Consider the following 24,627-nt stretch of genomic DNA (forward strand, 5'->3'; position numbering starts at 1 on the left):
CTGGAATTTTTACCAAATAGCTTATCTCGATGTATTTTTTTGATAAATTTAAGCTATGAAAACACTAAGCCCAAAACTAAAGAAAATTGTTCTAACGGGAGTTCTTTTACTCTCACAACTTAATCAAGCCTCGACATTTATTCAGGCCGAAGAGACTCCTTATAAGTATATTAAGGCAACGGAAATTGTTAATGACCGTTATATCTTCGAAGAGTGTCACGGGAATAGGGAAGAGCTAAAGTGCCGCAATCTCTTTTCTGATTACAGAACTTTTGCAAGAAGCGACATTAAGAAAATGGCCGATATGAATGGGCGTCATGCTTTATACGCCGCTGGTGCTGATGTTGCAATCCTAGCAGTTTCAGCTTATCTTGGGTTAATTATTGGAGCAAAGGCCACGGCCGCTTACTATATTGGAACTGGGGTGAGTCTTGATGGTGGTGTTGCCGCTGTCGGTGGTTTCTTCTTTGGTGTTCCGTCAGGTACAGCTGTAGGAACAACTTTTGCAGCAGGTCTTGATGAGCTTGATCCATTTGTTCATCGTGATATGTCTATTGCTCTAGAGCAAGTTATCGGTGTTGCAGATGAAGACGATCTTGATGATGTGGAAGCAAAACAGATTAAGGATGGGATGATCGTTGAAATTGAAGATATTAATTTCCAACAATTGAAAAATAAAATTAAAAGTCAGTTAGAAGATTTAGAATAATAAAAAAGGGCCTTTAAAAGGCCCTTTGTTATTTCTTACTCAGCATCAACTGCTGGAAAGTATTCTGCTTGTTCCCCAATCTTATGATTCTCAGGGAATTCTTTTGCAAGCTCATCAATCGAATAGACACTCTCTGGAAGATTTAGAGACACACGTAGCTTATCCATTGTCTCTGGCGCAAATGGCCTAAGCATTACTAAGATATTTCTTAGAATATAGAAACATGAGTAAAGTGCATCTGTTCTTTCTTTCTCATCAAAGCGGTCATCGTGAGGCTTGTACTGATTAAATAGTCCGTTAATAATACGAGCATAATTCTCAAGGGCACCAAGTGCTTTCGGGTATTCTCCCTTTTCCATGAATTTCGTATATTGCTGAACAATCTTAAGCGTTTCTTTTTCAGTTTTGCCAATAAGCTCACCCTTTGGAACCACGCCACCAAATTGCTTGTGACAAGCTGAGATTGGCTTTTCAAACGCAGCGTTCATAGGGCCTGCTAGAAATGCATTCTTTGCCTTGAAAACCTCAAAGTCAAAGTTAGAAGCTTTCTCTGAAAGGCTTAGAGTTGATAGGAAGTAGCGAACTTGGTCTGCTGTATATCCCATTTCATCAATAAGCTGATCTCCTGTATAGAAGTTTCCTTTTGATTTACTCATCTTCTCACCATTGATTTGTAGGTGGAAGTTAGAGAAGACGTCAGTTTGTTGGAATTCACCTTTTAGCGCTTGTCTCATTGGATCTTCTTGAACTCCAAACCACATCGCTCCCTGCATAAGAACGTAGAAGAAAACATTATCAGTTCCAAGGAATTGGAAGACCTTTGCTTCTGGATCAGTCCAAAATTCTTTATAAAGATCAGGGTCTAGACCTTTCTTCTTAAGAGCAACTTTTGTAAATGAAATCGGTGCAATTAAAGACTCTGGCCATACATATAAAGTCTTACCTTCCATGCCTGGTTCAATATCGGTCGGAACAGGGATCCCCCATGAGACATCACGAGTAATCGCTCTATGTGCCCAACCATCATTCAGTTCACACTCAATTCCTTTATCTTCTAATTGTTTCTTACCTGATGCAAGATCAGCTAAGTTCTCAAATTGAACAAGAACTTTTCTTCCTGGAGCATAACGACTCTTATGCTTTGGAAGTTCTTCTTTAATTTCTTTATATGTTGGTTCAGACTTATTTGTGAAAGTTACACAAGGATAAACTGTACCAAAAGCTTCTTGAAGAATAGGCTTTCTCCAAGTTCTTTGTTTTGTATTTAACCACTCAATTAATTGATCAGTTACTTTCCACATATTCAGATACCAGTGGTCCGTGTCTCTTAGCTCTGGGGTTGCATCACTTACTGCAGAAACTGGGTTCTTTAATTCATGTGGGTCGTAGTTCTTTCCACAAACATCACATTCATCACTATATGCTTTTGTATTTGAACAATCTGGATTTGGACAATCTCCCTGAACATAGCGATCAGGTAGGAACATATTAAGTTTTGGATCAAACCATTGCTGGCTTGTTTTCTTATCTAGCATTCCATTAGCGTGCATTTTTCTAAGAAAGTCTTGGCAAAGCTCTTTGTGAGCTTCGTAATTTTCTTCCTTCGAAGTTCCTGTATAAGTATCTAGGCCAATCGAGTAGCGCTCCATTGTCTTTGATTGTTTTGCATGAACTTCACCAATGAATTCTTGTGTCGTCTTCCCAAGTTTTTTGGCCGCAACTTCACTTGTTGATCCATGATCGTCAGTACCACAAACAAATAGTACGTTGTCATTACCAATAAGGAGTCTCATCCAACGAGAGTAAATATCTGCTGGAACATGGGCACCGGCCAAGTGGCCAATATGAACTGGCCCGTTTGCATATGGCATACCTGCTGTAATAACTGCTTTTTTCGGGCGGCTTACACGAGATAGAATTGTTGGAATGTCCTGCTTCGGACGCATGTCTTTTTTGTTTTTTACTTCATTATTCATAGGGAGTAATTTAACACTCTGAGCCTATCTTCGTCTATTAGAAAAGTGTTCGTGTGCCACCCTCAAAATTGAGTAAGGCTTCCTTGATATCAGCTCCACCTGCGTAGCCTGAGAGTTCTCCTGACTTAGCTATGACGCGGTGACAAGGAATGATTAAATTAATTGGATTTTTCGCATTGGCACTGCCAACCGCTTGGACAGCTTTAGGAGAGCCTACGCGCTTAGCGATATCGGCATATGTCGTCACTTCTCCATAAGGAATATCGAGAAGTTGTGCCCAAACTTGTTTTTGAAAGTCGGTGCCTTTTGAAATACTAAGAGGGATTGAGAATTTCTTACGACTTCCTGCAAAGTATTCTTCAAGTTGGTCGTGGGCGGTATTGAGATACTTCACAATTCTTTCATCGTCTTCATAATGTGGCCCATCGTATTCTTGCTCCTGCCAACCAAGGTAGGAGAGGCCATTTTCATTTGCACAAATATAGAGAGTGCCAAATTTTGAATGGAATTCAATCTGTCTATCAGTCATGGGGGGATTATAGCACTATCAAATCTTAAAAAGAACTTATGTTTAAGTGATCTATTTTGAAGTTTATTGCGTATATATAGTTAAGAGAGATAAAATTAACTAATTTTTAATTCCTGGAGGAAAGATGAAAGTTATCAGTCGTTTATTTATTGCAATATGTATCATGTTCTCTTTTGCCTACGGGGAAGAAATTAAGCTAGGACAAAATGTTCCAAAGTTTACGATTAAGAATCACGAAGGCAAAAACTTTTCAATGATGTCACGAAAAGGGAAGTGGACTGTTCTATATTTCTATCCAAAAGCAGGAACTCCTGGATGCACAAAACAAGCTTGTGCTTTTCGCGATAGTATAAAATCAATTAGAAAGCTAGGCGCTGAGGTTTATGGAATCAGTACTGATTCTGTAAAGGATCAAGCTGCATTTCATGAAGAGCACGCTCTTCAGTTTGATCTTCTCTCTGACGAGGATGGTAAAGTGACAAAGAAGTTTGGAGCGAAGATGGCCGTTTTCAATATTTCAAAGAGATGGACCTTTATCATTGATCCAAATCTAAAAATTGTTGCGATTGATCGTGATGTTGATCCAATGCTTGATGCAGACCATGTCTCTAAAAAATTGGCCCAACTACAAAAGAAAAAGTAAATATCAATGCCCTCGATACACTTTTGTATTGAGGGTAGTCTTTCAATTTTCCTCATCATACCTAATCATTCTATTTATTTACCAATCCTTTGACCTATTGATTTGATAGTTAAGAAAAATTAAGTTTGAGCTTCTATAGTCAAAATCTATCCTGATATAGAAAAAATATATTATCTTTAGACCTGTCTTCCATCGATACTGAATGCATCGAAACATAGATATTTAAAGGAGCAAAATATGAAAAGTAAAATACCTTTGTTAATTGCTGCTGTTACGCTTTTAAGTTGTGCGTCTAACTCTAACTCTAACTCAAATGAGAATATGGGCCAGCAATTTGCAAGCGGAGAAGCCAAGCCGAATAGCTTTTGGTGGCCGAAGCGCATTGATCTCCAACCTCTAAGGCAGCATGCTACAGAGTCAAATCCACTAGGGCCAAAATTCAACTACGCGAAAGAATTTAAAAAACTAAATCTATCTGCAGTTAAAGAAGACATCAGAAAAATATTAACGACATCTCAAGACTGGTGGCCAGCTGACTACGGTCACTATGGGCCATTCTTTATTCGTATGGCCTGGCACAGTGTTGGTACATATAGAAGTCATGATGGCCGCGGAGGTGGCGGTGGTGGTCAACAACGTTTTGAACCACTTAATAGTTGGCCAGATAACGTTTCACTAGATAAGGCCAGGAGGCTACTTTGGCCTATTAAAAAGAAATACGGAAATAAAATCTCATGGGCCGACTTAATGGTTCTTACTGGGAACGTATCTCTTGAAGATATGGGATTTAAAACAATTGGTTTTGCTGGTGGCCGTGAAGATGACTGGGAAGCCGATCTTGTTTATTGGGGGCCAGAAACTCAGTGGCTAGCAGGAGATAAGAGATATAAAGGTGAGCGTGAGCTTGAAAGACCTCTTGCGGCAGTTCAGATGGGATTAATTTATGTTAACCCTGAAGGACCAAACGGAAAGCCAGATCCATTACTAGCAGCGAAAGATATTCGTGAAACATTTGGAAGAATGGGAATGGATGACGAAGAAACTGTAGCTCTAATTGCTGGTGGTCACACTTTCGGTAAGGCACACGGTGCTCACAGGCCACAAGATTGTTTAGAATCTGATCCAGCGGGAGCTCCAATCGAGAACCAGGGCCTTGGTTGGAAGAATAAGTGTGGAAAAGGTCACTCTGAAGATACAATCACTTCAGGACTTGAAGGTGGATGGAATGCAACACCTACTCAGTGGACAACAGGTTACCTCGATAATTTATTTTCTTTTGAATGGAAGTTAGTTAAGTCTCCAGCAGGAGCACACCAGTGGATACCAACTGATGACGGTGCTGCGGCAATGGTTCCTGATGCTCATATAAAGGGTAAGCGTCATGCACCAATTATGTTCACAACTGACCTAGCTTTAAAAGAAGACCCTATTTATAACAAAATTGGACAACGTTTCTTAGATGATCCAAAGAAATTTGAGTATGCATTTGCTAAAGCTTGGTTCAAACTTACTCACCGTGATATGGGACCACAGGCACGCTATATTGGTAAGGAAGTTCCGAAGGAGTCGTTTAAATGGCAAGATCCAACTCCTAAAGGTAAGAAGATATCTAAGACAACAGCTTCGGCAATTAAATCTGATATTTTAAAGTCAGGGTTATCTGTATCTGATCTTGTTAGAACTGCTTGGGCATCGGCCTCTACATACCGTGGAACTGATATGCGTGGTGGTGCTAATGGTGCACGTATTCGCTTGGCTCCTCAAAAAGATTGGGCCATTAATAAAGTATCTAATGTAGATAAAGTCATTCCTAAGCTTGAAAAAATTAGTAAAAGATATGGAGTCTCTCTGGCCGACACAATTGTTCTTGGTGGAGCCGCTGCAATTGAGAAGGCTTCTGGTAACAAAGTTAAGGTACCATTTATTTCTGGGAGAGGTGATGCGACTCAAAGACAAACAGATGTAACTTCATTTGCTTATCTTGAGCCAAAAGCTGATGCTTTCCGCAACTATTACGCTGAAGAGTCAGGAAGAACACCAATCTATATGCTAATTGATAAAGCAAATATGTTGGGATTAACTGTTCCTGAAATGACTGTTCTTGTCGGTGGGATGCGTGCTCTTGATGCAAATGCTGATGGATCAAAAAATGGTGTCTTCACAAATCGTCCAGGGAAGCTTTCAAATGACTTCTTTGTTAATCTTTTAACAATGGATAACAAATGGGTGAAGTCGAGTACTCCTGGTCTATATAATGGAGTCGATAGAAAGTCTGGTAAGGTTAAGTATACAGCAACTCCTGTTGACTTAGTATTTGGTTCTCACGCAGAACTAAGAGCTGTAGCAGAAGTTTATGCTTCTAATGATGGTCAGAAAAAATTCATGCAAGACTTCGTTAAGGCCTGGACTAAGGTAATGCAAGCGGATCGTTTTGATCTGAAAAGATAATACAATATGCCTGGCCGAGTGAAACAACTCGGTCAGGTTTTATTCCTACCTAGAATAGTAAGTATACCAATTATGAATTTCTAACTTTTTATAGTCCGTAGTACTTACTCATCCAATAAATTAGCGTGATATCGTAGCCAGGGTTTTCATCTGCGGCTGCACCTCTTTTATCATAACCAACAGTATAAGGCTCTCTTTGCCACATGAATGATCCTCCAGGGTAGCGATGTCTGATATCAAGAGGATCCGCAGAGATCGACATAAAACCTTTTCCTCCGTATTCAGGGTATTGGACAAGCTCGATATCCTCAAGTGGTGGTTTTACAATACTTACATTCCTTGGCGAACGCTCTAAGAAACGCACAAGGTTTTCTTGAATGCGTGTGATCTTTTCCTGAGAAACAGCTTCAGGGTTAAAAGAATACTCAATTAAATTAAAGAAAGAATTGTCGTGATGACCTGTACTATATTTAATGACTTTATAAGACCTAAGCATATCCGCACGACGCTCTTGATCTTTTTCTAACCTAAAGTAGTTATAAAAGTGCATATTAAGCAGGTTGAATTTGTAATACTTATTAACATTATCCTTGGCCGTAATATTATGAAAAATATAGGCCGTCTTGCTAAGCTCTGACATACGATTGAGCTCTTGCGTATACTGTCCTGGGAACATATGTTCGCCAATGACAAGCATATTAAGTTGCTGCTCAGGGCTTCCAAACCAAACTGTCGGTGCGATAACTTTTGCAGGAGTTATGCTGATTTCACGATCCTCAGATATCGTCCAATTATTTCTTATTAGATAATCAAGCATCATACGATAATATGAAGCGGCCTTTGTCTTAATCTCTTCATCTTCAATTAAGTCATAAGTAATTGTTAGGCCAAAGATAATTCCAGTATACTGATCTCTTGTAATACCTTTTTTCTCGTGATGGTTAACCCATTTTTCACCTTTGTAGTCGACGATCTCATAATCAAGGGGGTCTCTGTCTTTCATTAGAGCACGGCCGGCCATGCTATTTAGAGGTTGAGCAGATCTTGAAAGGAGGCCGCTAAAGCCATTTACACCAAGAAGGTTTCCAATTCCTTCTAGATTTGTCCTGATATTATTTATGGCCTTCTCATTTTGTGAAACACTATAACGAAAGGCCTGTGAAGCAAGATAGGCACCATTCCAAATCGCTGCATCTGAAAATGTACCGAAGCCAACAACTTCACCCTTTGTTCCTTGTCCATTCGGCCCATAGGCATCAAACCAAGAGATATAGTCATTTTGATTATATCTAAGGTTTAAAACTGTTCCATTTATCATATGCTTTTGAGCAATTTTATCTTCGATATTCTCAATCGTTTCCTCGAGGTCCGAAAAACTATATCTAGGGGGAGACTTAAGGCGTTCTGGTGTTGCTTGCCTAAAACGCTCGTTTAGGACAAACACTGTTTTAAGCTTCTCACTACCTTGAATAAGGAGCTTATCAAAAGACTTGTTTATCTTCTTTTTTAATACTTTCTTGGCAGCAACAAGAATACCATTTATCAGAACATTAGACGCTTTAAGGTCAATTTTTAATTTTTTATCGATGGTATCAATTGACTTCACTCTAATGACACTATTTTCGTCTCTGACGTAGTTGATAACGTATTTAAACTTAAGCTCATTAATATTTAGCTTAATAAGTTTTGTCATACGAAACCATTTTGTTTTATATCTTAAGCGAGTTCTAAGCTTTAACTTCCACTTATTAGAGTCCGGAATCCCGACAACAATTTTATTATCTGTAATCTCATAGAACTCAATAGGAAAGTCGAGAATATTGGTTTCAGCAATATTTGCACTCATAAGCTTTAAATTGCTTCCAATTTCTTTATTGTTAAAATTTTCTTTAACTTCTTTATTGATATTGAAAATAATATCTTTTTTGAAACCATTGAATAATGACTTTAATTCGTTGTTGAGAGTGCTTTCATGAGAAAACGCGAATGAATAACTTTGCACTAAAACGGCAAGGAATAAAAAGTACTTCATATTACTATCCTATGTATTACAAATTAAAATTTTTATCCCTAAGTTAATTTGGAAAAACTATAGTAGTTCAAATTGTTTATTGCAAATATGAGAGGAGACTTTTGGAGTAGAAACTGTCAAAAGTAAGAAACTTAAGAAAAATTAAGTAATCTGACCAGTTTCCTGGTCAGAATGGCATCACTTATTAGTATTTGATTAGAGTTGATATATCCATGATAAATTCACCATCGCGATCAGGCGAGTAGACACGGGCCTTCCCGTGAGTATAGATCTCAAGAACGATATCGACTTCATTATATTTGTCGATGACCTTATCTTCGACACAGATCTTTTCAAAACATTCAACAGATTTACCTAGCTGCGCATATGGGAAAGAATATGTACCTGGCCCATGGGCAAGCTCTACTTCTACCATATCCTTTACTTCATCAAAGCTAGTCACAAACCCTGACCAGCCAAAGATATCCATGACCTTATCATCTTTACAAAGCGACTTGTAGCACTCACTAGCAAAAATAGGCATTGTTATTAATAAAATAACGATTACTTTTTTCATTTAAAACTTCCTTGTTCTATTCCTTAGAAAAAGTATCAACAAATTTTTTGATTTCATCAACGTGCTCAAGAATATACTTTGCCTTTGTTAAACCAAAGCTCATAACAGTACCGTACTTTTCCAGCTCGTTACCTTCATCATCGACTTTATAAATTTTAAAAATCTTATTGCCTTTAAACTCTTCAACACCGACGTTATGCGGAGGTAATTCGTAACTCATATACATTCCTTATTAGTCTAGTTAATTACTCTTATTCTATCACTTAAATCAAAAAAAAATAAATGATAAAAATTTAATATCATTAATATTTATCCGAAAAGTAAAATATAGAAAAACATTTTTAAATTTATATCAAGGGTTCTTCATGGAAAATATGGCCAAAGAAATAGAGATGTTATTAGAGATAGAAAACGAAAAACTTTCATATGTAAGTCTTAAAAACTTATGTGAAAAGTATGATGTCGAGTTAGAAACTCTTCCACATACCATTAAAATTCTAATTGAGAATATCGCTAGAAGAGTTGATGGAAAGGATGTGAAGTTAACTGATGTTGAGGCTTTAGTTAAGTGGGGAAGTGGTTACGATAAGAATGCATCACTGGCATTTATGCCCGCACGTGTTTTAATGCAAGATTTTACGGGAGTTCCTGCTGTCGTTGATTTAGCAGCAATGAGAAGTGCCATGGCAAGAGCAGGTGGTGATCCGAAGAAAGTAAATCCTTACGTAGGGGTTGATCTTGTTATCGATCACTCTGTCCAAGTTGATAATTTTGGTAATGCGCAAGCTTATGAAAAAAACCTTGCGCTTGAATATGAAAGAAACGCTGAAAGATATGCTCTTTTAAATTGGGCACAGCAAGCTTTTCAAGACTTTCGTGTTGTTCCTCCTGGCATGGGAATTTGTCACCAGGTAAACTTGGAACATCTTGGTCATGTTGTCCAAAGAAAAAAAGGCTGGGCCATTCCTGATACTTTAGTTGGGACGGACTCTCATACGCCTATGATTAATGGACTAGGAGTTCTCGGATGGGGAGTTGGTGGTATCGAAGCAGAAGCGGCAATGCTTGGGCAACCGATGTTTCTACCTGAACCAATTGTTATTGGTGTCCGAACTAAGGGAACTCTTCCGGCCGGTGCTACTGCTACTGATTTAGTACTAACACTTACTGAGATGTTACGAACTCACGGTGTTGTTGGGAAATTTGTTGAATTCTTTGGAGATGGTCTAAGTAATTTAAGTATCGCAGATCGCGCAACTCTTTCAAATATGTCTCCAGAATTTGGTGCGACAGCAACGCTATTTCCAGTGGATCAAGTGACTCTCGATTATTTAGTTATGACTGGTCGAGGTGATAAGGTAGAACTAGTCGAAAAGTATTCAAAAGAACAAGGGCTATTTAGAAGAGATGGAGACAAGGAACCACAATTTAGTGAAGTCCTAGATCTCGATTTAAGTCTTGTTGTTCCAAGTTTAGCTGGACCAAAGCTTCCTCAGCAACGAGTTGGTCTTGATAATGCTCGTCAGTCATTTGATGATAATTTTAAAGTAGAAAAAAATGATGGCAAAGTTATCAAACACGGTGATGTTGCAATCGCTGCAATTACAAGTTGTACAAATACTTCAAACCCATCTGTCATGTTAGCAGCAGGTCTTGTGGCAAAGAAGGCCGTTGAAGCCGGTCTCAAAACCAAACCTTGGGTTAAGACTTCTTTAGCTCCAGGTTCTCGAGTGGTAACTAATTACTTAAAAAAAGCTGGGCTTTTACCATATCTTGAAGAGTTAGGCTTTAATCTTGTTGGTTACGGTTGTACTACTTGTATCGGTAACTCTGGGCCACTGCCAGAAGATGTTGCTAAAGATATTACTGATAATGATCTTGCTGTTGTTTCTGTCTTGTCCGGAAATCGAAATTTTGAAGGACGAGTACATAGTCAGATTAAAGCTAGTTATTTGGCTTCTCCTCCTCTGTGTGTTGCCTATGCTCTGACTGGAACATTTCTTTGCGATCTATCTAGTGAAGCAATTGGCCAGGATGCAAATGGTAAAGATATTTACCTTAAAGATATTTGGCCGTCTGCAAACGAAGTTCAAGATCTCATTTCTTCCTCTGTAAGCTCTGAACAATATGAATATGAGTATGGACGAATCTTTGCAGGAGATGAAAAGTGGAAGAGCATGGCCGTTCCTAAAGGAGACCTCTTCGAGTGGCAAGATGACTCAACTTATGTAAGAGAACCAGACTTCTTCGTAAATCTACCTGAAAGAGTTGCACCATTAGAAAATATTAGTGATGCAAGGGTTATGTGTTTACTCGGTGACTCAATTACAACAGACCATATTTCGCCGGCAGGAACGATTGGAAAAGATTCTCCAGCTGGTAAGTACTTAATAGAACAAGGTGTTTCGCAAAAAGATTTCAATAGCTTTGGTTCACGACGAGGAAATCATGAAGTTATGATTCGTGGGACATTTGGAAATATTCGCTTAAGAAATGAAATGGCCCCAGGAACCGAAGGGCCTTGGACAACCCATTTACCAAGTCGTGAACAAATGAGCATTTATGATGCTTCTAAACGCTATCAAAAAGAGGGAGTTCCTTTAATTGTTGTGGCCGGGGGAGCATATGGATCAGGTAGCTCTCGCGATTGGGCGGCCAAAGGAACAACTCTCTTAGGGATTAAGGCCGTTCTAGCTGAAAGTTATGAAAGAATCCATCGAAGTAACCTTGTGTGCATGGGTGTACTTCCTTTGCAGTTTAAAGAAGGTCAAAATGCAAGGTCTCTCAAGATCACAGGTCTTGAAACATTTTCGATCGAAGGGATTGAAGAGGGAATTACACCTCGTAAAGAGCTTTCAATTAGGATGAAACGTGAAGATGGTAGTGTCGAGAATTTTGAAGTCATTCTAAGAGTCGATGCTCAAGCGGAAGTCGATTATTATATACATGGTGGTATTCTGCAAATGGTTCTAAGAGAGATGCAAAGTAATTAAGAATTTATAAAAAGCCAATTTTTACTAATTTGTCTAAACTTACTGTGCAATTAAGTGTTTATACTTATTTCGTATGGCGATTTTGGTGCTCTACTTCCGTGTTGTTATTCAATTTATAATGAAGGAACTCACAACAACATAGGAAGGATAATATGACGAACAAGACAGGTGTTTTAGCATTTGGGGTGATTAGTTATTTAGTAGGCTTTTCCGCTCTCGTTGGTTGGATCGGCAGCATGTTAGGTTTAATTCCATTTCAATATGGAATTGTGGATTACACAACGGACTCTCTTGGTAGTGCATTTGCTATTGCCATCGGTCTTACCAGTTTATTTGCGATTCAACATACAATAATGGCCAGGAAAAGATTTAAAAAATTTATAAATCAATATATTCCAGCGGCCGCGGAACGATCTCTCTATGTAATGATGTCTGGAATCACACTTCATTGTGCCATTTTATTTTGGCCAAAAAATGGTGTTGTTATGTGGAGTATCGAAAACACAATGGCCTCAACTCTCATCATGAGTATTGGAGTTGCTGGATGGGCCTATCTATTTGTTGCAAGCTTTGCTTTAAATCACTTTGAGTTATTTGGATTAGAACAAGCTTATAACTATTATCGAGGAAGGCCAATTCAGCGTGTCCCTTTTCAAGAGAGTTGGATGTACAGTTTTGATCGTCACCCGATTATGACAGGCGCACTTATCGGAATGTGGTTTACTCCAGAGATGACCGTAGACCATCTGATGTTTAGCGGAATCTTTTCTGCTTATATTGTCGGTGGGGTGTCTATTGAAGAAAGAGATCTTGTTAGGCAATGGGGGAATCGCTATATGGACTATCGAACTCGTGTGAAAACCATTGTTCCAACTTTTGATATCATTGGTCCAAATGATATTAAGGCCAGTGAAACTAAACAAAAAGATCAAAAAAAAGAAGAGGCCGAGCAAAAGAACAAAGCCGCTTAGTCTTGAGGGAGCCTTAACTCCCTCTCATTTCTTGAAAATTCTTCATGAATAGAAAAGCATTTGTGAATTTAGGCCCATTTGGTGATAATAAGAGCTATGCGCAAGAATCGTTTTCTCTATTCGACAATTTTTTCGATAGGAATTCATGGACTATTAATATTTGGGACAGCTTCAGCTTTGAAGCCAAAGTCTTCGAATACGCATTTTTCAGTAAATCAGGCCCAGGCCATTCAGGTTAGACGATTGGTGAAGGTAAAGACAGTTACTGAATCACCAAAACAGCTCATTCAAAAGAAGGCCCGTTCAAAGCAGCTAGAACAGAAGAAAGCTACTAAGGTAGTTGAGCAGTCCCTAGAGAATGCTCCAGTGATTAAAAAAGTCGTCGATGCTGGAGAAGCAAGTGAGAAGGCCAAGTACCTCAAAACGATTAGAGATCAAATACTTGCCCAGAAACGCTATCCAAAAGTGGCCAAGATGTTAAAAAAACAAGGGGTTGTTGATATCTACTTTGAGGTTTCGTATCCAAGTAACCTTTCTAATATTCAAATTCAAAAGGGAAGTGGTCATGCCATTCTCGATAAGTCGGCCCTTGAAACAATAGAGGCCCTTGGGGATCTTCCTCACATGCCAGACTTTCTAAAGTCAGAAGTTCTAAAGGTCGCAATTCCTATTAAATATGAGTTATTGTAATTATAGTAACGCACTGTAAAAACTAACTTCTTTATTAAAACCATTCCAAAAATCAGTTCAAATATGATAGTTTGCCTGCATGATAAAAAAGTTTGATGGCCAATACAAATTTGTCTTTCTGGGCCTTCTCACAAATTCACTTATCTTTGCGCAAGACGTGAACCGTCTTGAGTCGATTTATATTACCGATGAGGTAGAGGTCTATGAAGATGGGCAAAGTGCTGCTTTAGGATTACAGGATGAGATTTCTTCTGATGAACTTGAAGAAGAAGTCGCTCAAAGTATTGATGATGTTCTAAAGAATACATCTGGTGCTACAACTAAAGGTGGTCCACGTGCCATTGGCGAAACCCCACAAGTTCGTGGTCTCGAAGCAAATAAGTTATTTGTAAATATCGATGGTGTAAAACAAACTTTTTATTTTTCAAATCACAACTATTCTCATCTTGCAGTTGATCCAGATAGCATTAAAAAAGTAGATATATTTAAGTCAAATACAGACTACTCACAAGGAATTAGTCTTGGTGGTGGAATGTCTTTTGTGACTAAAGATGGACGCGACTATCTAAATACCGGTGAAAAGTCTGGGAGTATCGTAAAGTATTCTTTTGAAGAAGCTTCAAATATGAATGCTGAGTCAGTGAAAACTTTTGGACTAATGAGTGGTGGAGACTATCTTCTGAGTGCTAGCTTTAAAGATTCAAAAGATCTAAAACTTAGCGATGAGACTACTTTAAAAAATTCTGCTTTTGAAACATATAATATTTCAACGAAATTTAATTTTGATTTAAAGAATTCTCAAAAAATAAAGCTTAGTGCAGAACTTTATCATCTTGAAGATGAATCTCCGCTAAATGCAACTCTTGATCCACCAAGTGATCTAACAACTCTTCACGGAAAAACGATCATAAAGCGTGAGTCTGTTAGTGCTGAGTATAAGCGAAAGGGCCTTGTAGGAAATCTCTATTTCTCTGAGCAATTTAATATGCAGGAGCGTGATAGTGATGGCCGTAAGGAAGAGAGAAATATCGAAACAATAGGTACTCGATTAAAAGATCAACTCGTTTTAAGAGATGATTTAAAACTTGTTATCGGTGCTGACGCAACAGTTGATAAGGTAACTGGTAAGAGTACAACTGGTAGTGTTTCAGATTATCCAGATGGTCAAATTACTGAAGCCGCGGCTTTTGCTCAGCTGGATTATAAAATAGGCGGACTTAGCATTGCACCAGGTGTCCGTTTTAGTGACTATAAGCTTGAGTCAAAGGATTCAAGATTTAAGGATGTAAAAGATAATAATCTTTCTTCAAAAATCTTAGTGAATTACGAATACAATGGTTTTAATTTCTTCTCTAACTTTGCACAAGGTTTTAATTCACCAGATGTTCAAGAAGTCTATGCTACTGGTCTACATCGTCCAGGAGATGGATTCTTTATATCTGATAACTACTTTGTGACAAACTTAGACCTTAAACCAGAAACATCAACCACACTTGAATTTGGAACAGAATTTAAGAAGCAAATCTTTTCTGATTTAGATCTTCTTACATTTAGGGCAAGCGGTTATGTCTCAAAGGCCCGTGATTATATTGATCAAGAGATTATTGATTATGCCATTTTTGATGGAAAAAATGGAACAACTCAATTTGTTAACCGTGATGAAGTGACTCTTTATGGACAGGAGTTTGACCTTAGGTATCTATATGATCAAGTTGAGTTTGCTATCGGTTATTCGCGAAGTGTTGGTTGGGACAATTCAAGAAAGATGTGGCTTTCTAATATGCCAGCAAATACTTATACTCTAGGATTCAATTATCACCTTGATCAATATGGTATAAAACTTGGCTACGATGCTCTAATGGCCATGAAGCAAGATCGTGTAAATCCTGCTTCCCTTGAAAGAACAACGGCCACAGCTGGTTATACACTTCATAATATCTTTGCTTCAAAAGAGTTCTCTTCTGGAGTGCTTAACGGTCTAAAGGTGACGACTAGGCTTGATAATTTAACTGATAAGTCATATCGAAGACACGGCTCTTATATTCATGAAGTTGGTCAAAATTTTAAAATGAGTATTCAATATAAAATAAAGCATTTTTAATAAACGGAGTTTCAATGAAAACAATTTTAACATTCTTAATGGCAGCATCAGCGTTTGCATCGATCCCTCAAGGGACATATCTTCTTGATCGTATTGAGTGTACGACAGGTGAGACTCTTAAACTTGGTGGAGCATTTATGAGATATAATGTGACTCTTAAGGTTGAAGAAGAAAAAGCTGAAATGACGGCAGTTGCAAAAAGCGCTAAGTGGGCACCATACTTACTAAATTGTACTCAAGTTAATTCAGGTGAGTTTAAGTATGTTGGCCCAGGTCAGTATCAAGGTGGACTTGAAATGACTAAAGTTAAATGTAACCTTGGTGTATGGGAAGGAATTTTAAAGAAGCAACACTTTGGTGTTGAATCAAATGGATCAATCTTTGACTATGAGTATAACGATGGAAAGCTTGTCCTTAGTGTGAAAGACACTTTTACAAATTATAAAACATGTCGTGAAGCCGGCGGTTCACCAATTTATCACTACAATAAACAATAATATCTTTTATAAAGGTTGTGTCATCTTAGATGGCACAACGTATTTATCAAAATCATCTGCACTTAGAAGTCCTAATTCAATTGCTGACTCCTTAAGGGTCGTACCTTTAGTATGTGCATTCTTTGCGATCTTAGCAGCGTTATCATAGCCAATATATTGATTAAGAGCGGTGACTAACATAAGTGAGTTATTTAGGTTCTTTTCTATATTCTCACGATTGGGGACAATTCCACTAACACAATTCTTGTTAAAAGAATCTATTGAATCGGCAAGTAATGTGAGAGAGTGTAGGAAGTTGTGAATCATCACGGGCTTATAAACATTGAGTTCAAAATTTCCTTGAGATCCAGCAAATCCGATGGCCGCATCATTTCCTAAAACTTGTACACAAACCATCGTGATGGCCTCACATTGTGTGGGGTTTACTTTTCCTGGCATGATTGAAGACCCCGGCTCATTTGAAGGAATTGAGATCTCTCCAATCCCGCATCGTGGCCCACTAGCAAGCCATCTAATATCATTTGCAATTTTCATTAAGGCAATTGCAAGTCTTCTCAAAGTACTTGAACCTGCAACAAGAGCATCATGTGCTGCAAGGGATTCAAACTTATTAGGTGCAGTGATAAATTTTCTTCCCGTAATTTCTGAGATTTTTTGTGCCACAAGTTTTGCATATTGGGGGTGTGTATTAAGGCCTGTTCCAACAGCAGTTCCTCCTAGTGCAAGTTCTCTTAGATTTTCAATTGAGTGAAGAATATCTCTTCTTGCACCTTGAAGCTGTGCTTTGTAACCAGAAAATTCTTGTCCAAGAGTAAGAGGCGTAGCATCCATTAAATGTGTTCTTCCTATCTTTACGATATCTTGAAATTCTTCCGTTTTCTTTTCAAAGATTGTGATAAGGCCATTTAGTGATGGGATTAATCGATCTTCAATTTGTTCAACAGCTGCAATATGCATCGCCGTCGGGAAGGTGTCGTTTGATGATTGTGATTTATTGACATCATCATTGGGGTGAATTGGTTTTTTTGACCCCATGATACCGCCACTAATTTCTATAGCGCGATTTGAGATAACTTCATTTGCATTCATATTTGTTTGTGTTCCTGAGCCCGTTTGCCAGATAACAAGAGGGAAGTGCTCATCAAGCTTTCCCTCTATCACTTCATCAGCTGCCTGTATAATGAGAGTGGCTTTTTCTTTTGGAAGTTTTCCTAGTTCTAGGTTTGCAAGAGCTGCACCTTTTTTTAGAATTCCAAGGGCCCTTATCATTTCACGTGTAAAATGGTCTTTGCCAATCTTGAAGTTTTGCAATGAACGTTGAGTTTGTGCTCCCCAGTAGCGAGAAGATTCAACTTTAACTTCACCAATACTATCTGTCTCAATTCTAGATTCCATCACAATTCCTTTGTTATTGTTTAGATTTTAGTACAGAAGCTTGGTCGGCCAAATCTTAAGAAAGGTTAAGTATAGTTTTTATTAGAATTATAAAATACAATATCAACGACTTGGTACTTAAAGCAGCGATCATGTAGATAATAGGGCCTTACTAAAAAATGATTATCTTTGTTTGAATCTTACCATCTTTGTGAGTGAATTGAATTGATAGGTCGCTTTGCTTAACTCTCATCATCTTGTCTTGGTTCTCACAATAAGTGTCCAACCAAAAATTCATTCTAATCATCATCTCGTTGTCGCTGTAAGTAGGCCTTTGCCAATGGCCATTATTCAAATTAAAACCATAAACAACTTCTTTATCTCCACAAGACAAGTTCTTATAAATGGCCTCTCCTAAATGTTCAAATTTTCCATTATACGTATAACTAAGGTTCGAACTAATATAGTTATTTGCATTTGAAAGTAGACGAAGTGTTAATGGTGTCCCATTAACTACAAATTCAAAAGATTGCCAATTTTTACTCCATTGATTCCTAACTTTTGTTCCTAATTGATCTAGAAAACTATGACTGATAATTCCAATTTGGTGCCCTAATTCGTGTATCAAGATACCAATCATGGCGGGAATATCATTAGCAATAAATTTAGAATCTTCTAAGTTTATAAAGATATGACCACGGTGACTAAAGCCCGTTTTTGCAATACGAGAAGTGATATCGACTTCGTTGTGAAAGAAATCCCCAGCAAACTCTTTGCTAACAAAGATAAGAGGTCTTTTCATATAGGCTTTAGTGATGAATAGCTGATTTATCTCTCTTAAGATCGATTCTTCTAGAGCATCTATCTGACAATCATACTTATCGCCAAGACAGTTAAAGATTGCGCTTTGAAGATTGTGATAAGCAAAGATGAAGTTTTGTTCAATAACTCCTGAACCATTACCAACAATATCACCAGAGCCTAATGCCTTCATGATAGGCATCGATTTTTTATTAAAGTTCTTTGTTAAGATATAGCTTTGGGAAGGGGTGAGTCTTTCAAGTTCTTTTGAAAAAATAGAATTTGAAAATAGTAGTACTGTTAAAATTAAGTAAATTTTCATCGTTCTTCCTAGTGCTTAACAACTTGACCCGTATGGGAAAAGAATTGTGTATTTAGCTGATAAAGATTGTCAGCATCATTTGTTGAAAACTTCTCATTAAAATCTTTAATAAAATCGAAGATATACTTCTTAGCTTCAGCAATATCACATTCTTTCACTTTCATTGTGACTGCTGTTATTTGTCTTTCATTTACAGATTGTTCTTCAATTGATTCAAGAGCACGATTAATCATCCCGTGATGGTGTCTCTTAATTGCTGAGCTTGGGACATCATTTGTTGTAATAAGTCCTTCTTTAAGAACAATTAAGCGACCTTCTTCATCTCTTCCGATAGTTTTAGTCTCAAGCATTGTCTCTATTGCGTACTTAATTTGTTTGAGGGGAACTTTCTTTCTAAGTTTTAGATGAATCCACTGAATATCTTCAACGAATGAAGGCATTGAGATAAGTTGTTTAATTGCTAGAAAATACCAGTCACTTATCGCATTAAACTCTTTTAGACTAAGTGAAATAGCATTTTCTTTTAAATTTAATGCGGCAATTTTCTTTAAGATCTCTTTAGTATCTTTGTTCTTCTTTTGTGCTTTTTCTAGCTGAACAAGAAGCATGAAATATTGCTTCTCTTTCATATTTAATTTCAGGTCTTCAGAAAGAGCATGGATCATTTCAAGACTAGGTGATCTTTGTCCCTTGATGACCATTGTTAGTGAACTAGGGGATTTGTACCCAAGGCGATTTGCCCATGTTTTTAAGTTATTTGCAGTATGGGAATAAAGCCCATCAGGCATACCGGCCTTAATAAGGAAGTCACAATAACTTTCAAAGTCAAAAATTGAAACTCTTGGATCTTTTATTTTAAGCTTTTCTTCCATTTGTTCCCTAAGTGAAGAAAGGCCCTTTAGGGAAGGGCCCTTCAACTTTAATTACTCACAAGCTTCGATTGTGTAATTTTTCGTGAATAGTTTTCTACCCAGTTTATTGTCATGTCTTCTACCGTGAAGTGTTTTATGTACATCGATATCGTATGAAAGTGGGTGTGTATAAGTATATGTTTCGTACTGCATACAATACTGACGGCCATCTCTTTGTCCTTGATGTGACCAACGTACACATCTTTCTCTTTCAGTTACGATTTCAGCTGTTCCATAGTAGCTTGTATAAGCAGTACAGATACTATCTCTATCTCCGCCACGGTGTTGCCACTCAACACATCTTTTAAGCATTTTCTTCGTTCTAATTGTGTCTCCATCAAGACAAGCGAAGAATACAGAAATCGCGCCACCATTATCTAGATTTAATGCAGGCTCATTGAAAGTAACTTTCATAAAGTTGTCTTTGATAGTTTCCCAAGAGTCATGTTCAGTAGGCATTCCTGCTAGGACTGACGTTGAGACAAGTAGTGCTGCAATTAGTGTAATTAACTTTTTCATTTAAATTCTCCCTATAGTTAGTTTGACTCTGTCGAATCATGTGTTCTAAAAATCTAAACTAAAACTATGTAGTGGTGAGAATTATGTAAATAAAATTTCACGATATAGCAAACTATGTTTTCACAAGATGTGAATCCTAAATTGCGATGTTAGGCCTGCCACCCTTAGAGAGAATGACAAGCTTTTGAAATATTATAGAAGTTAAAATAGTAAATTTTTAACTTTCTTTCTTTTGGGCCAGGATTCGATCAAGTCCTCTAAAGACTTCTTCACTGGCGTCTTCCATTTGCTGAAAGCCATCAGTAATAACATCGATATTATTTTTAACATCGTCTAGGTAGTTAAAAATAACCTTTGTTCCTGAGTGAACTGCCGCATGATCTCCTTCAATACAAGGAAAGCTTGATAGGCGAGAGAAGCTGGCCTTTCCATCTCCTTCGTAATACCACTTCCCAAGACGGCAATTGTGATGATCAACAAAGTTGAAGGCAGGTCTTTCTTCGATGACTGAAATATAAGTATTTATTTTCCAAATAACGTGATCAAGCTTAGCTAAACTCATGAATACTTCATCATTTGTTGCTGAAATATCTGAGAGTGCATCTTTATTCTTAACAGTTGTTTGAGAAATACTTTCATCAAATTGATTAATTTTATCATTGATATGATTTGTTTTATTAAGAGATTCGTTTGCTGAACTCTGAAGTTGCTTTGAAATAGAGATAAAAGAATCTGTTTTACTTCTAATATTCTCAAGTAAGTCAGTTGTGGATGTTGCAAGCTTTTGAACTTCTTCTGCAACAACTGTAAAACCTTTTCCAACTTCACCTGCACGAGCAGCTTCAACAGAAGCGTTAAAAGAGAGTAACTTAGATTGAAAGGCGATTGTTGAAATTCCTTCAATTGCATCAAGAATATCTTTCACACCTTCTTCAATATTAAGTGAAGATTTCGAAGTGTATTCCATATTGTTCTTAAGGCTTGAGACATCTTCAAGAATCTCTTTTGAGTCTGTTCTAATACTGTCAAAAGAAGCGTCTACCTCAGTCAATCTATCTAGTGCTTGGGTGCTGTTTCCAACTGAATCAGCTAAATTCTTTTGAATTTGTGAAAGCCCATCTTTAAGTTTGTAATTTTCTGTTTCTAATAGTGCAATTTTTTGCAAAAGAAACTCATTCTCACTGACAAGCTCTTGAACCTTCCCTTGGGAGCTTGCTAATTTATTAGTAAGCTCAATATGCTCTTGAGTCGGTTGTGTTTCTAGTTCTTCTTTTTTGAAATATGTTTTAAATTTTAGAATTCCCATAAATATATTATCGGATTGGGCTAGATAAATTTAATGGTATTTAGATGATTATTATCAGGAAATTGAAGAAAAGGCGTGATTTCTCACGCCTTTTTTACTTATAGTTTTGGTAAAGCTTTAGCTTCTAGTGAACCAAGGAAGGCCTTAATGCTTTCTCTATCTTCTGCAGAGATTTCAACACCGAGCTGGTGCTTGGCCATAATAGTAATGGCCTCATCAAGTGTTTTGACACTTCCATCATGAAAGTATGGAGCTGTCTTTGTGATATTTCTTAGAGTTGGCACCTTGAAGAAAAATTTGTCATCTTCATTTTTCGTTACTTCAAAACGCCCTTCATCTTTAGTCGGGTACTCTTCAGCAAGCCCTAGCTTTTGAAACATTCCACCACCAACGTTGGCACCGTCGTGACATGTCGTACATCCAATCTCATTGAATTTTTTAAGCCCAACTTTTTCTTGGTAGCTTAGAGCTGAATGATCACCGTTTAAGTATTCATCGTAACGACTAGGCGTTAGAAGTGTTTTTTCGAAAGCACCAATAGCAACTCCTACATTGTTAAAGTTGAATGCTTCTTTGTTACCAAATGCTTTTTCAAAAAGTGCACGATATTCTTGTGTATCGATTTTCTTCATTGCATCTGAAGCATGTGCTAAACCATGTTCAACTGGATTTAGAATAGGTCCTAGTGCTTGCTCTTCGACGTCTTTTGCTCTTCCATCCCAGAACTGTAAGAAGTTTAGGGCGGCATTGTAAACAGTTGGAGAGTTACGCCCGCCAAGAGTTCCGTCGTGACCAGGTGATGTCGGAAGATTATCGACTCCAAATTGGTCGAGTTTGTGACATGAATTACAAGAAATCGTGTCATTTATTGATAGCTTCTTTTCAAAGTAAAGTGTCTTTCCTAAGTGAATAAGATCTTTATTAGATTTTGCATCAATTAAAGATGCAGGCAGTGGAGAAAGAACTCCATCGACTTCTGAAAGTAATCCCTTATCATCAAATTGTTTAATCTCTTGCTTATTACAACTAATAGCAAGTACGAACATACCTAAAAGCATGCACTTCTTCATGTCTTCTCCCTCTTAAAAAATAGCGTTATTAACTCATTATATCGGATTTATTAAATTCTAAAATAGGTATTATTTCTCATTTAGAAAATTAATAACCTTCTTCTCTAAAGGGGCCTTTGTTAAGCCTACTTTTCTGGCCGTATTAGTCGCTTCTTCTTTTGATAGTCCTTCGTATTGATAGAGATGAGTTAAGTACCAAGCAGCGGCACGATTACCACTTGAGCAGTGAACATAGATCTTCTTGTCTTTGTTATTGTTGATGACTTTTGAGATCTTACTTAAAGATCTTTCATCGATCTCTTTGTCTTTATTGAAGAAAGGAATTTGATGATATTCAAGATTAAGCATCTTCGCTGTTGCTTCTTCATCATAACCCTTGAATTCATTTTTTCCTCTTAGATTTATTACGACTTCATAACCATCTTTCTTGGCCTTACTTAAAGTAAGCTTTGTTGGTTGTGGGGCAATAGCTAAGTGACTTACAACTTTTGCTTCTTCATAAGTTGTAACAATTGGTGTTTTTTCAACATTATGTGAAGTTGAGCACCCAGTAAAGAACACTGCCATGAGAATAGCTGTAAAAAGAGCTGTCATCGTTTTCATATATAATTCCTTTTTTATTTAACTTTAAGTTAGGATACACTTAAATAGTTAAATGATATTTGACCTACATCAAATATTTATTAAAGATAGTGGCATAGGATGATTTATATGGAAGAACTTATTCAATTTATACGACACAATATGATTTTTGTTTTTATTATTGCCTTTGTCATGTGGCGAGTTTATCGTTTTTTCAAGGCCAGGAACGAAGTTCAAAGAATATTAAAAGAGAATAATTATCAATTAGTCGATGTTCGAAGCGAAGGGGAGTTTCAAGGCTTCTCAATTCCTAATTCAATAAATATTCCAATTGATCGCTTAGGTTCTGATTACGAAAAACTTGATAAGAACAAAGCTGTGATTGTCTACTGTGCCTCTGGTGGAAGAAGTTCGATGGCCAGACTACACTTGAAGCGACTAGGCTTTAAGAATGTAGTCAATGCTGGTGGTGTTCACGCTCTATCTCGTATCCTAAATTAAAAATGAGGGTAAACTTTATCCTAAATTAACTTTCGAGTTCCGTTTCTTGGTACTTTTGTGGTATTTGTTTAAAAAAGTTCAAGAGTGAACTATTTTCTCTTCATTAACTTACTTAGCAAGGAGAATGGAATGAGAAATGATGTATTTTTAGCTCTAAAAGATGTAATGAAAGTCCGCAAGGTTAATTATAAGGACTTGGCCGCTAGAATTGAAATGTCAGAGTCTGGGCTTAAGAAGCTTATGGCAAGTCAGGACTGTTCTATAAGTAAATTAGACCAAATATGTGATGCTCTAAATATTAACTTAGGAGAGCTCTTTTCGATTGCCCAGCAGTCCAATGAATCGGCCCTAAAGTTTGATAATAAACAAGAAGCTTTATTCCTTAAAGAGCCAATTATCTATCACTTCTTTACTGAACTACTCTCTGAAGATGGAGATTGGAAGGAAGTAGTTAAAAAGCACCGTCTTGATAAGAGCAAGTCTCTATCAATGTTAAGAAGCTTAGATAAGGTTAATCTTATTGAGTTGGGAGAAAATGATCGAGTAAAGCTACTATTTAAAGGAAGTGATATCAATATCTCTTCTAAACTGGGTGCTTTGGTAAGCTTCGATATTGATCGATATTTCTTCGAATACGCCCAAGAACAATTCAAATTAGAGCAAAAAACTTCACGTGGATCTAGAGGAAGTCTTTATTTAAAAAAAGAGTCAGTTACTGACTATCTTAAGGCCCTTGATGATTTACAATTAGAATTTGCTAAGAGGTCAAAGAGAGAGGAGCTTCTTTATGGAAGTGAGAAGCTTGAAAATATAACTTTTATGTCTTATCTGGCCACTGATTTTAGGGCATCAGACTACGTATTCTCTAAGTAAATAATTCAAAATCAAAGTTAATGAAAAAGAAAAGACCATTAAAGTAATGAAGGACCTTGTTGTCGAAATAAAAGATGATAAGAATTTAAAAATAGAGGGACGAGTTATAGGTGAGGATGATGTCTATCTTATTCTAGAGCCTAAGGATGCTTCTAAAATGAATATCAGTGTAAAATTTGAGTCTTAATAGAATATAGAAAAAAAGCGCCACTTACGTGGCGCT

At 37.3% G+C, this 24,627-nt stretch carries 23 protein-coding genes; 11 read left to right on the forward strand and 12 right to left on the reverse strand.

Annotated features, from left to right (window positions below; all coding sequences use genetic code 11):
* Nucleotides 1-55 precede the first annotated feature (55 nt).
* Nucleotides 56-709 (forward strand): hypothetical protein, encoded by a 654-nt coding sequence (locus ABMA76_RS01825; RefSeq protein WP_392912412.1) that lies wholly within the window; start codon nucleotides 56-58, stop codon nucleotides 707-709.
* A gap of 35 nt (nucleotides 710-744) precedes the next feature.
* Here the strand turns inward: ABMA76_RS01825 and ABMA76_RS01830 are convergent, their stop codons facing one another.
* Nucleotides 745-2,685: a methionine--tRNA ligase gene (locus tag ABMA76_RS01830; RefSeq protein ID WP_393060742.1), complete on the reverse strand. Its 1,941-nt coding sequence runs from the start codon at nucleotides 2,683-2,685 to the stop codon at nucleotides 745-747.
* Between the two features lie 37 nt (nucleotides 2,686-2,722).
* The gene (locus ABMA76_RS01835; RefSeq protein WP_392912416.1) at nucleotides 2,723-3,214 is read right to left on the reverse strand and encodes a methylated-DNA--[protein]-cysteine S-methyltransferase; all 492 of its coding nucleotides are present in this window, start codon (nucleotides 3,212-3,214) and stop codon (nucleotides 2,723-2,725) included.
* Nucleotides 3,215-3,338: 124 nt separating this feature from the next.
* Here ABMA76_RS01835 and ABMA76_RS01840 point away from each other — a divergent pair, with 124 nt between their 5' ends.
* Entirely contained in the window at nucleotides 3,339-3,857 is a 519-nt protein-coding gene (locus ABMA76_RS01840; RefSeq protein WP_392912418.1) for a peroxiredoxin, read from the forward strand.
* Between the two features lie 237 nt (nucleotides 3,858-4,094).
* Entirely contained in the window at nucleotides 4,095-6,305 is a 2,211-nt protein-coding gene (gene katG, locus ABMA76_RS01845; protein WP_393060744.1) for a catalase/peroxidase HPI, read from the forward strand.
* An 88-nt stretch (nucleotides 6,306-6,393) separates the two neighbouring features.
* Here katG and ABMA76_RS01850 read toward each other — a convergent pair whose 3' ends face one another.
* From ABMA76_RS01850 to ABMA76_RS01860, 3 genes are all read right to left on the reverse strand, one after another.
* Nucleotides 6,394-8,337, reverse strand: coding sequence for a hypothetical protein (locus ABMA76_RS01850; RefSeq protein WP_392912421.1), 1,944 nt, complete (start codon nucleotides 8,335-8,337; stop codon nucleotides 6,394-6,396).
* Nucleotides 8,338-8,521: 184 nt separating this feature from the next.
* Nucleotides 8,522-8,893 carry a hypothetical protein gene (locus ABMA76_RS01855; RefSeq protein WP_392912422.1) on the reverse strand — a complete coding sequence of 124 codons (372 nt, stop codon included), beginning with the start codon at nucleotides 8,891-8,893 and terminating at the stop codon, nucleotides 8,522-8,524.
* Between the two features lie 16 nt (nucleotides 8,894-8,909).
* Nucleotides 8,910-9,113 (reverse strand): hypothetical protein, encoded by a 204-nt coding sequence (locus tag ABMA76_RS01860; protein ID WP_392858733.1) that lies wholly within the window; start codon nucleotides 9,111-9,113, stop codon nucleotides 8,910-8,912.
* A 145-nt stretch (nucleotides 9,114-9,258) separates the two neighbouring features.
* Here ABMA76_RS01860 and acnA point away from each other — a divergent pair, with 145 nt between their 5' ends.
* The 5 genes from acnA (at nucleotide 9,259) to ABMA76_RS01885 (ending at nucleotide 16,145) form a co-directional block, all read left to right on the forward strand.
* A complete protein-coding gene (gene acnA / locus ABMA76_RS01865) occupies nucleotides 9,259-11,886 on the forward strand; it encodes an aconitate hydratase AcnA (RefSeq protein WP_392912424.1) in 2,628 nt (875 codons plus the stop codon).
* 152 nt (nucleotides 11,887-12,038) lie between these two features.
* Nucleotides 12,039-12,857, forward strand: a complete 819-nt coding sequence (locus ABMA76_RS01870) for a methyltransferase family protein (RefSeq protein WP_392912426.1) — start codon at nucleotides 12,039-12,041, stop codon at nucleotides 12,855-12,857.
* A 96-nt stretch (nucleotides 12,858-12,953) separates the two neighbouring features.
* The gene (locus ABMA76_RS01875) at nucleotides 12,954-13,547 is read left to right on the forward strand and encodes an energy transducer TonB (protein WP_392912428.1); all 594 of its coding nucleotides are present in this window, start codon (nucleotides 12,954-12,956) and stop codon (nucleotides 13,545-13,547) included.
* A gap of 79 nt (nucleotides 13,548-13,626) precedes the next feature.
* Nucleotides 13,627-15,648 carry a TonB-dependent receptor domain-containing protein gene (locus tag ABMA76_RS01880; protein WP_393060746.1) on the forward strand — a complete coding sequence of 674 codons (2,022 nt, stop codon included), beginning with the start codon at nucleotides 13,627-13,629 and terminating at the stop codon, nucleotides 15,646-15,648.
* Nucleotides 15,649-15,662: 14 nt separating this feature from the next.
* A complete protein-coding gene (locus ABMA76_RS01885) occupies nucleotides 15,663-16,145 on the forward strand; it encodes a hypothetical protein (RefSeq protein WP_393060748.1) in 483 nt (160 codons plus the stop codon).
* Nucleotides 16,146-16,151: 6 nt separating this feature from the next.
* Here the strand turns inward: ABMA76_RS01885 and fumC are convergent, their stop codons facing one another.
* The 7 genes from fumC to ABMA76_RS01920 all read right to left on the reverse strand — a co-directional run bounded on the left by fumC (nucleotide 16,152) and on the right by ABMA76_RS01920 (nucleotide 23,051).
* Nucleotides 16,152-17,540: a class II fumarate hydratase gene (gene fumC / locus ABMA76_RS01890; protein ID WP_393060750.1), complete on the reverse strand. Its 1,389-nt coding sequence runs from the start codon at nucleotides 17,538-17,540 to the stop codon at nucleotides 16,152-16,154.
* A gap of 151 nt (nucleotides 17,541-17,691) precedes the next feature.
* The gene (locus ABMA76_RS01895) at nucleotides 17,692-18,642 is read right to left on the reverse strand and encodes a hypothetical protein (protein ID WP_393060752.1); all 951 of its coding nucleotides are present in this window, start codon (nucleotides 18,640-18,642) and stop codon (nucleotides 17,692-17,694) included.
* Nucleotides 18,643-18,650: 8 nt separating this feature from the next.
* On the reverse strand, nucleotides 18,651-19,514 hold the full coding sequence (locus tag ABMA76_RS01900; protein WP_392912438.1) for a DUF4423 domain-containing protein: 864 nt from the start codon (nucleotides 19,512-19,514) through the stop codon (nucleotides 18,651-18,653).
* Nucleotides 19,515-19,565: 51 nt separating this feature from the next.
* Nucleotides 19,566-20,072 (reverse strand): hypothetical protein, encoded by a 507-nt coding sequence (locus ABMA76_RS01905; RefSeq protein WP_392912440.1) that lies wholly within the window; start codon nucleotides 20,070-20,072, stop codon nucleotides 19,566-19,568.
* Nucleotides 20,073-20,289: 217 nt separating this feature from the next.
* Nucleotides 20,290-21,378, reverse strand: coding sequence for a methyl-accepting chemotaxis protein (locus tag ABMA76_RS01910; RefSeq protein ID WP_392912441.1), 1,089 nt, complete (start codon nucleotides 21,376-21,378; stop codon nucleotides 20,290-20,292).
* Between the two features lie 98 nt (nucleotides 21,379-21,476).
* Entirely contained in the window at nucleotides 21,477-22,448 is a 972-nt protein-coding gene (locus tag ABMA76_RS01915; RefSeq protein ID WP_392912443.1) for a cytochrome-c peroxidase, read from the reverse strand.
* Between the two features lie 69 nt (nucleotides 22,449-22,517).
* Nucleotides 22,518-23,051, reverse strand: a complete 534-nt coding sequence (locus tag ABMA76_RS01920; protein ID WP_392912445.1) for a hypothetical protein — start codon at nucleotides 23,049-23,051, stop codon at nucleotides 22,518-22,520.
* Nucleotides 23,052-23,159: 108 nt separating this feature from the next.
* Between ABMA76_RS01920 and ABMA76_RS01925 the strand changes: the two genes are divergently transcribed.
* The 3 genes from ABMA76_RS01925 (at nucleotide 23,160) to ABMA76_RS01935 (ending at nucleotide 24,591) form a co-directional block, all read left to right on the forward strand.
* On the forward strand, nucleotides 23,160-23,531 hold the full coding sequence (locus ABMA76_RS01925) for a rhodanese-like domain-containing protein (RefSeq protein ID WP_392912447.1): 372 nt from the start codon (nucleotides 23,160-23,162) through the stop codon (nucleotides 23,529-23,531).
* Between the two features lie 129 nt (nucleotides 23,532-23,660).
* Nucleotides 23,661-24,404, forward strand: coding sequence for a helix-turn-helix domain-containing protein (locus ABMA76_RS01930; RefSeq protein ID WP_392912449.1), 744 nt, complete (start codon nucleotides 23,661-23,663; stop codon nucleotides 24,402-24,404).
* Between the two features lie 46 nt (nucleotides 24,405-24,450).
* Complete coding sequence (locus tag ABMA76_RS01935) at nucleotides 24,451-24,591, forward strand: hypothetical protein (RefSeq protein WP_392912451.1); 141 nt, start codon at nucleotides 24,451-24,453, stop codon at nucleotides 24,589-24,591.
* Nucleotides 24,592-24,627: the final 36 nt, after the last annotated feature.

Source organism: Halobacteriovorax sp. ZH5_bin.2 (assembly GCF_043196375.1).
Classification (GTDB): domain Bacteria; phylum Bdellovibrionota; class Bacteriovoracia; order Bacteriovoracales; family Bacteriovoracaceae; genus Halobacteriovorax_A.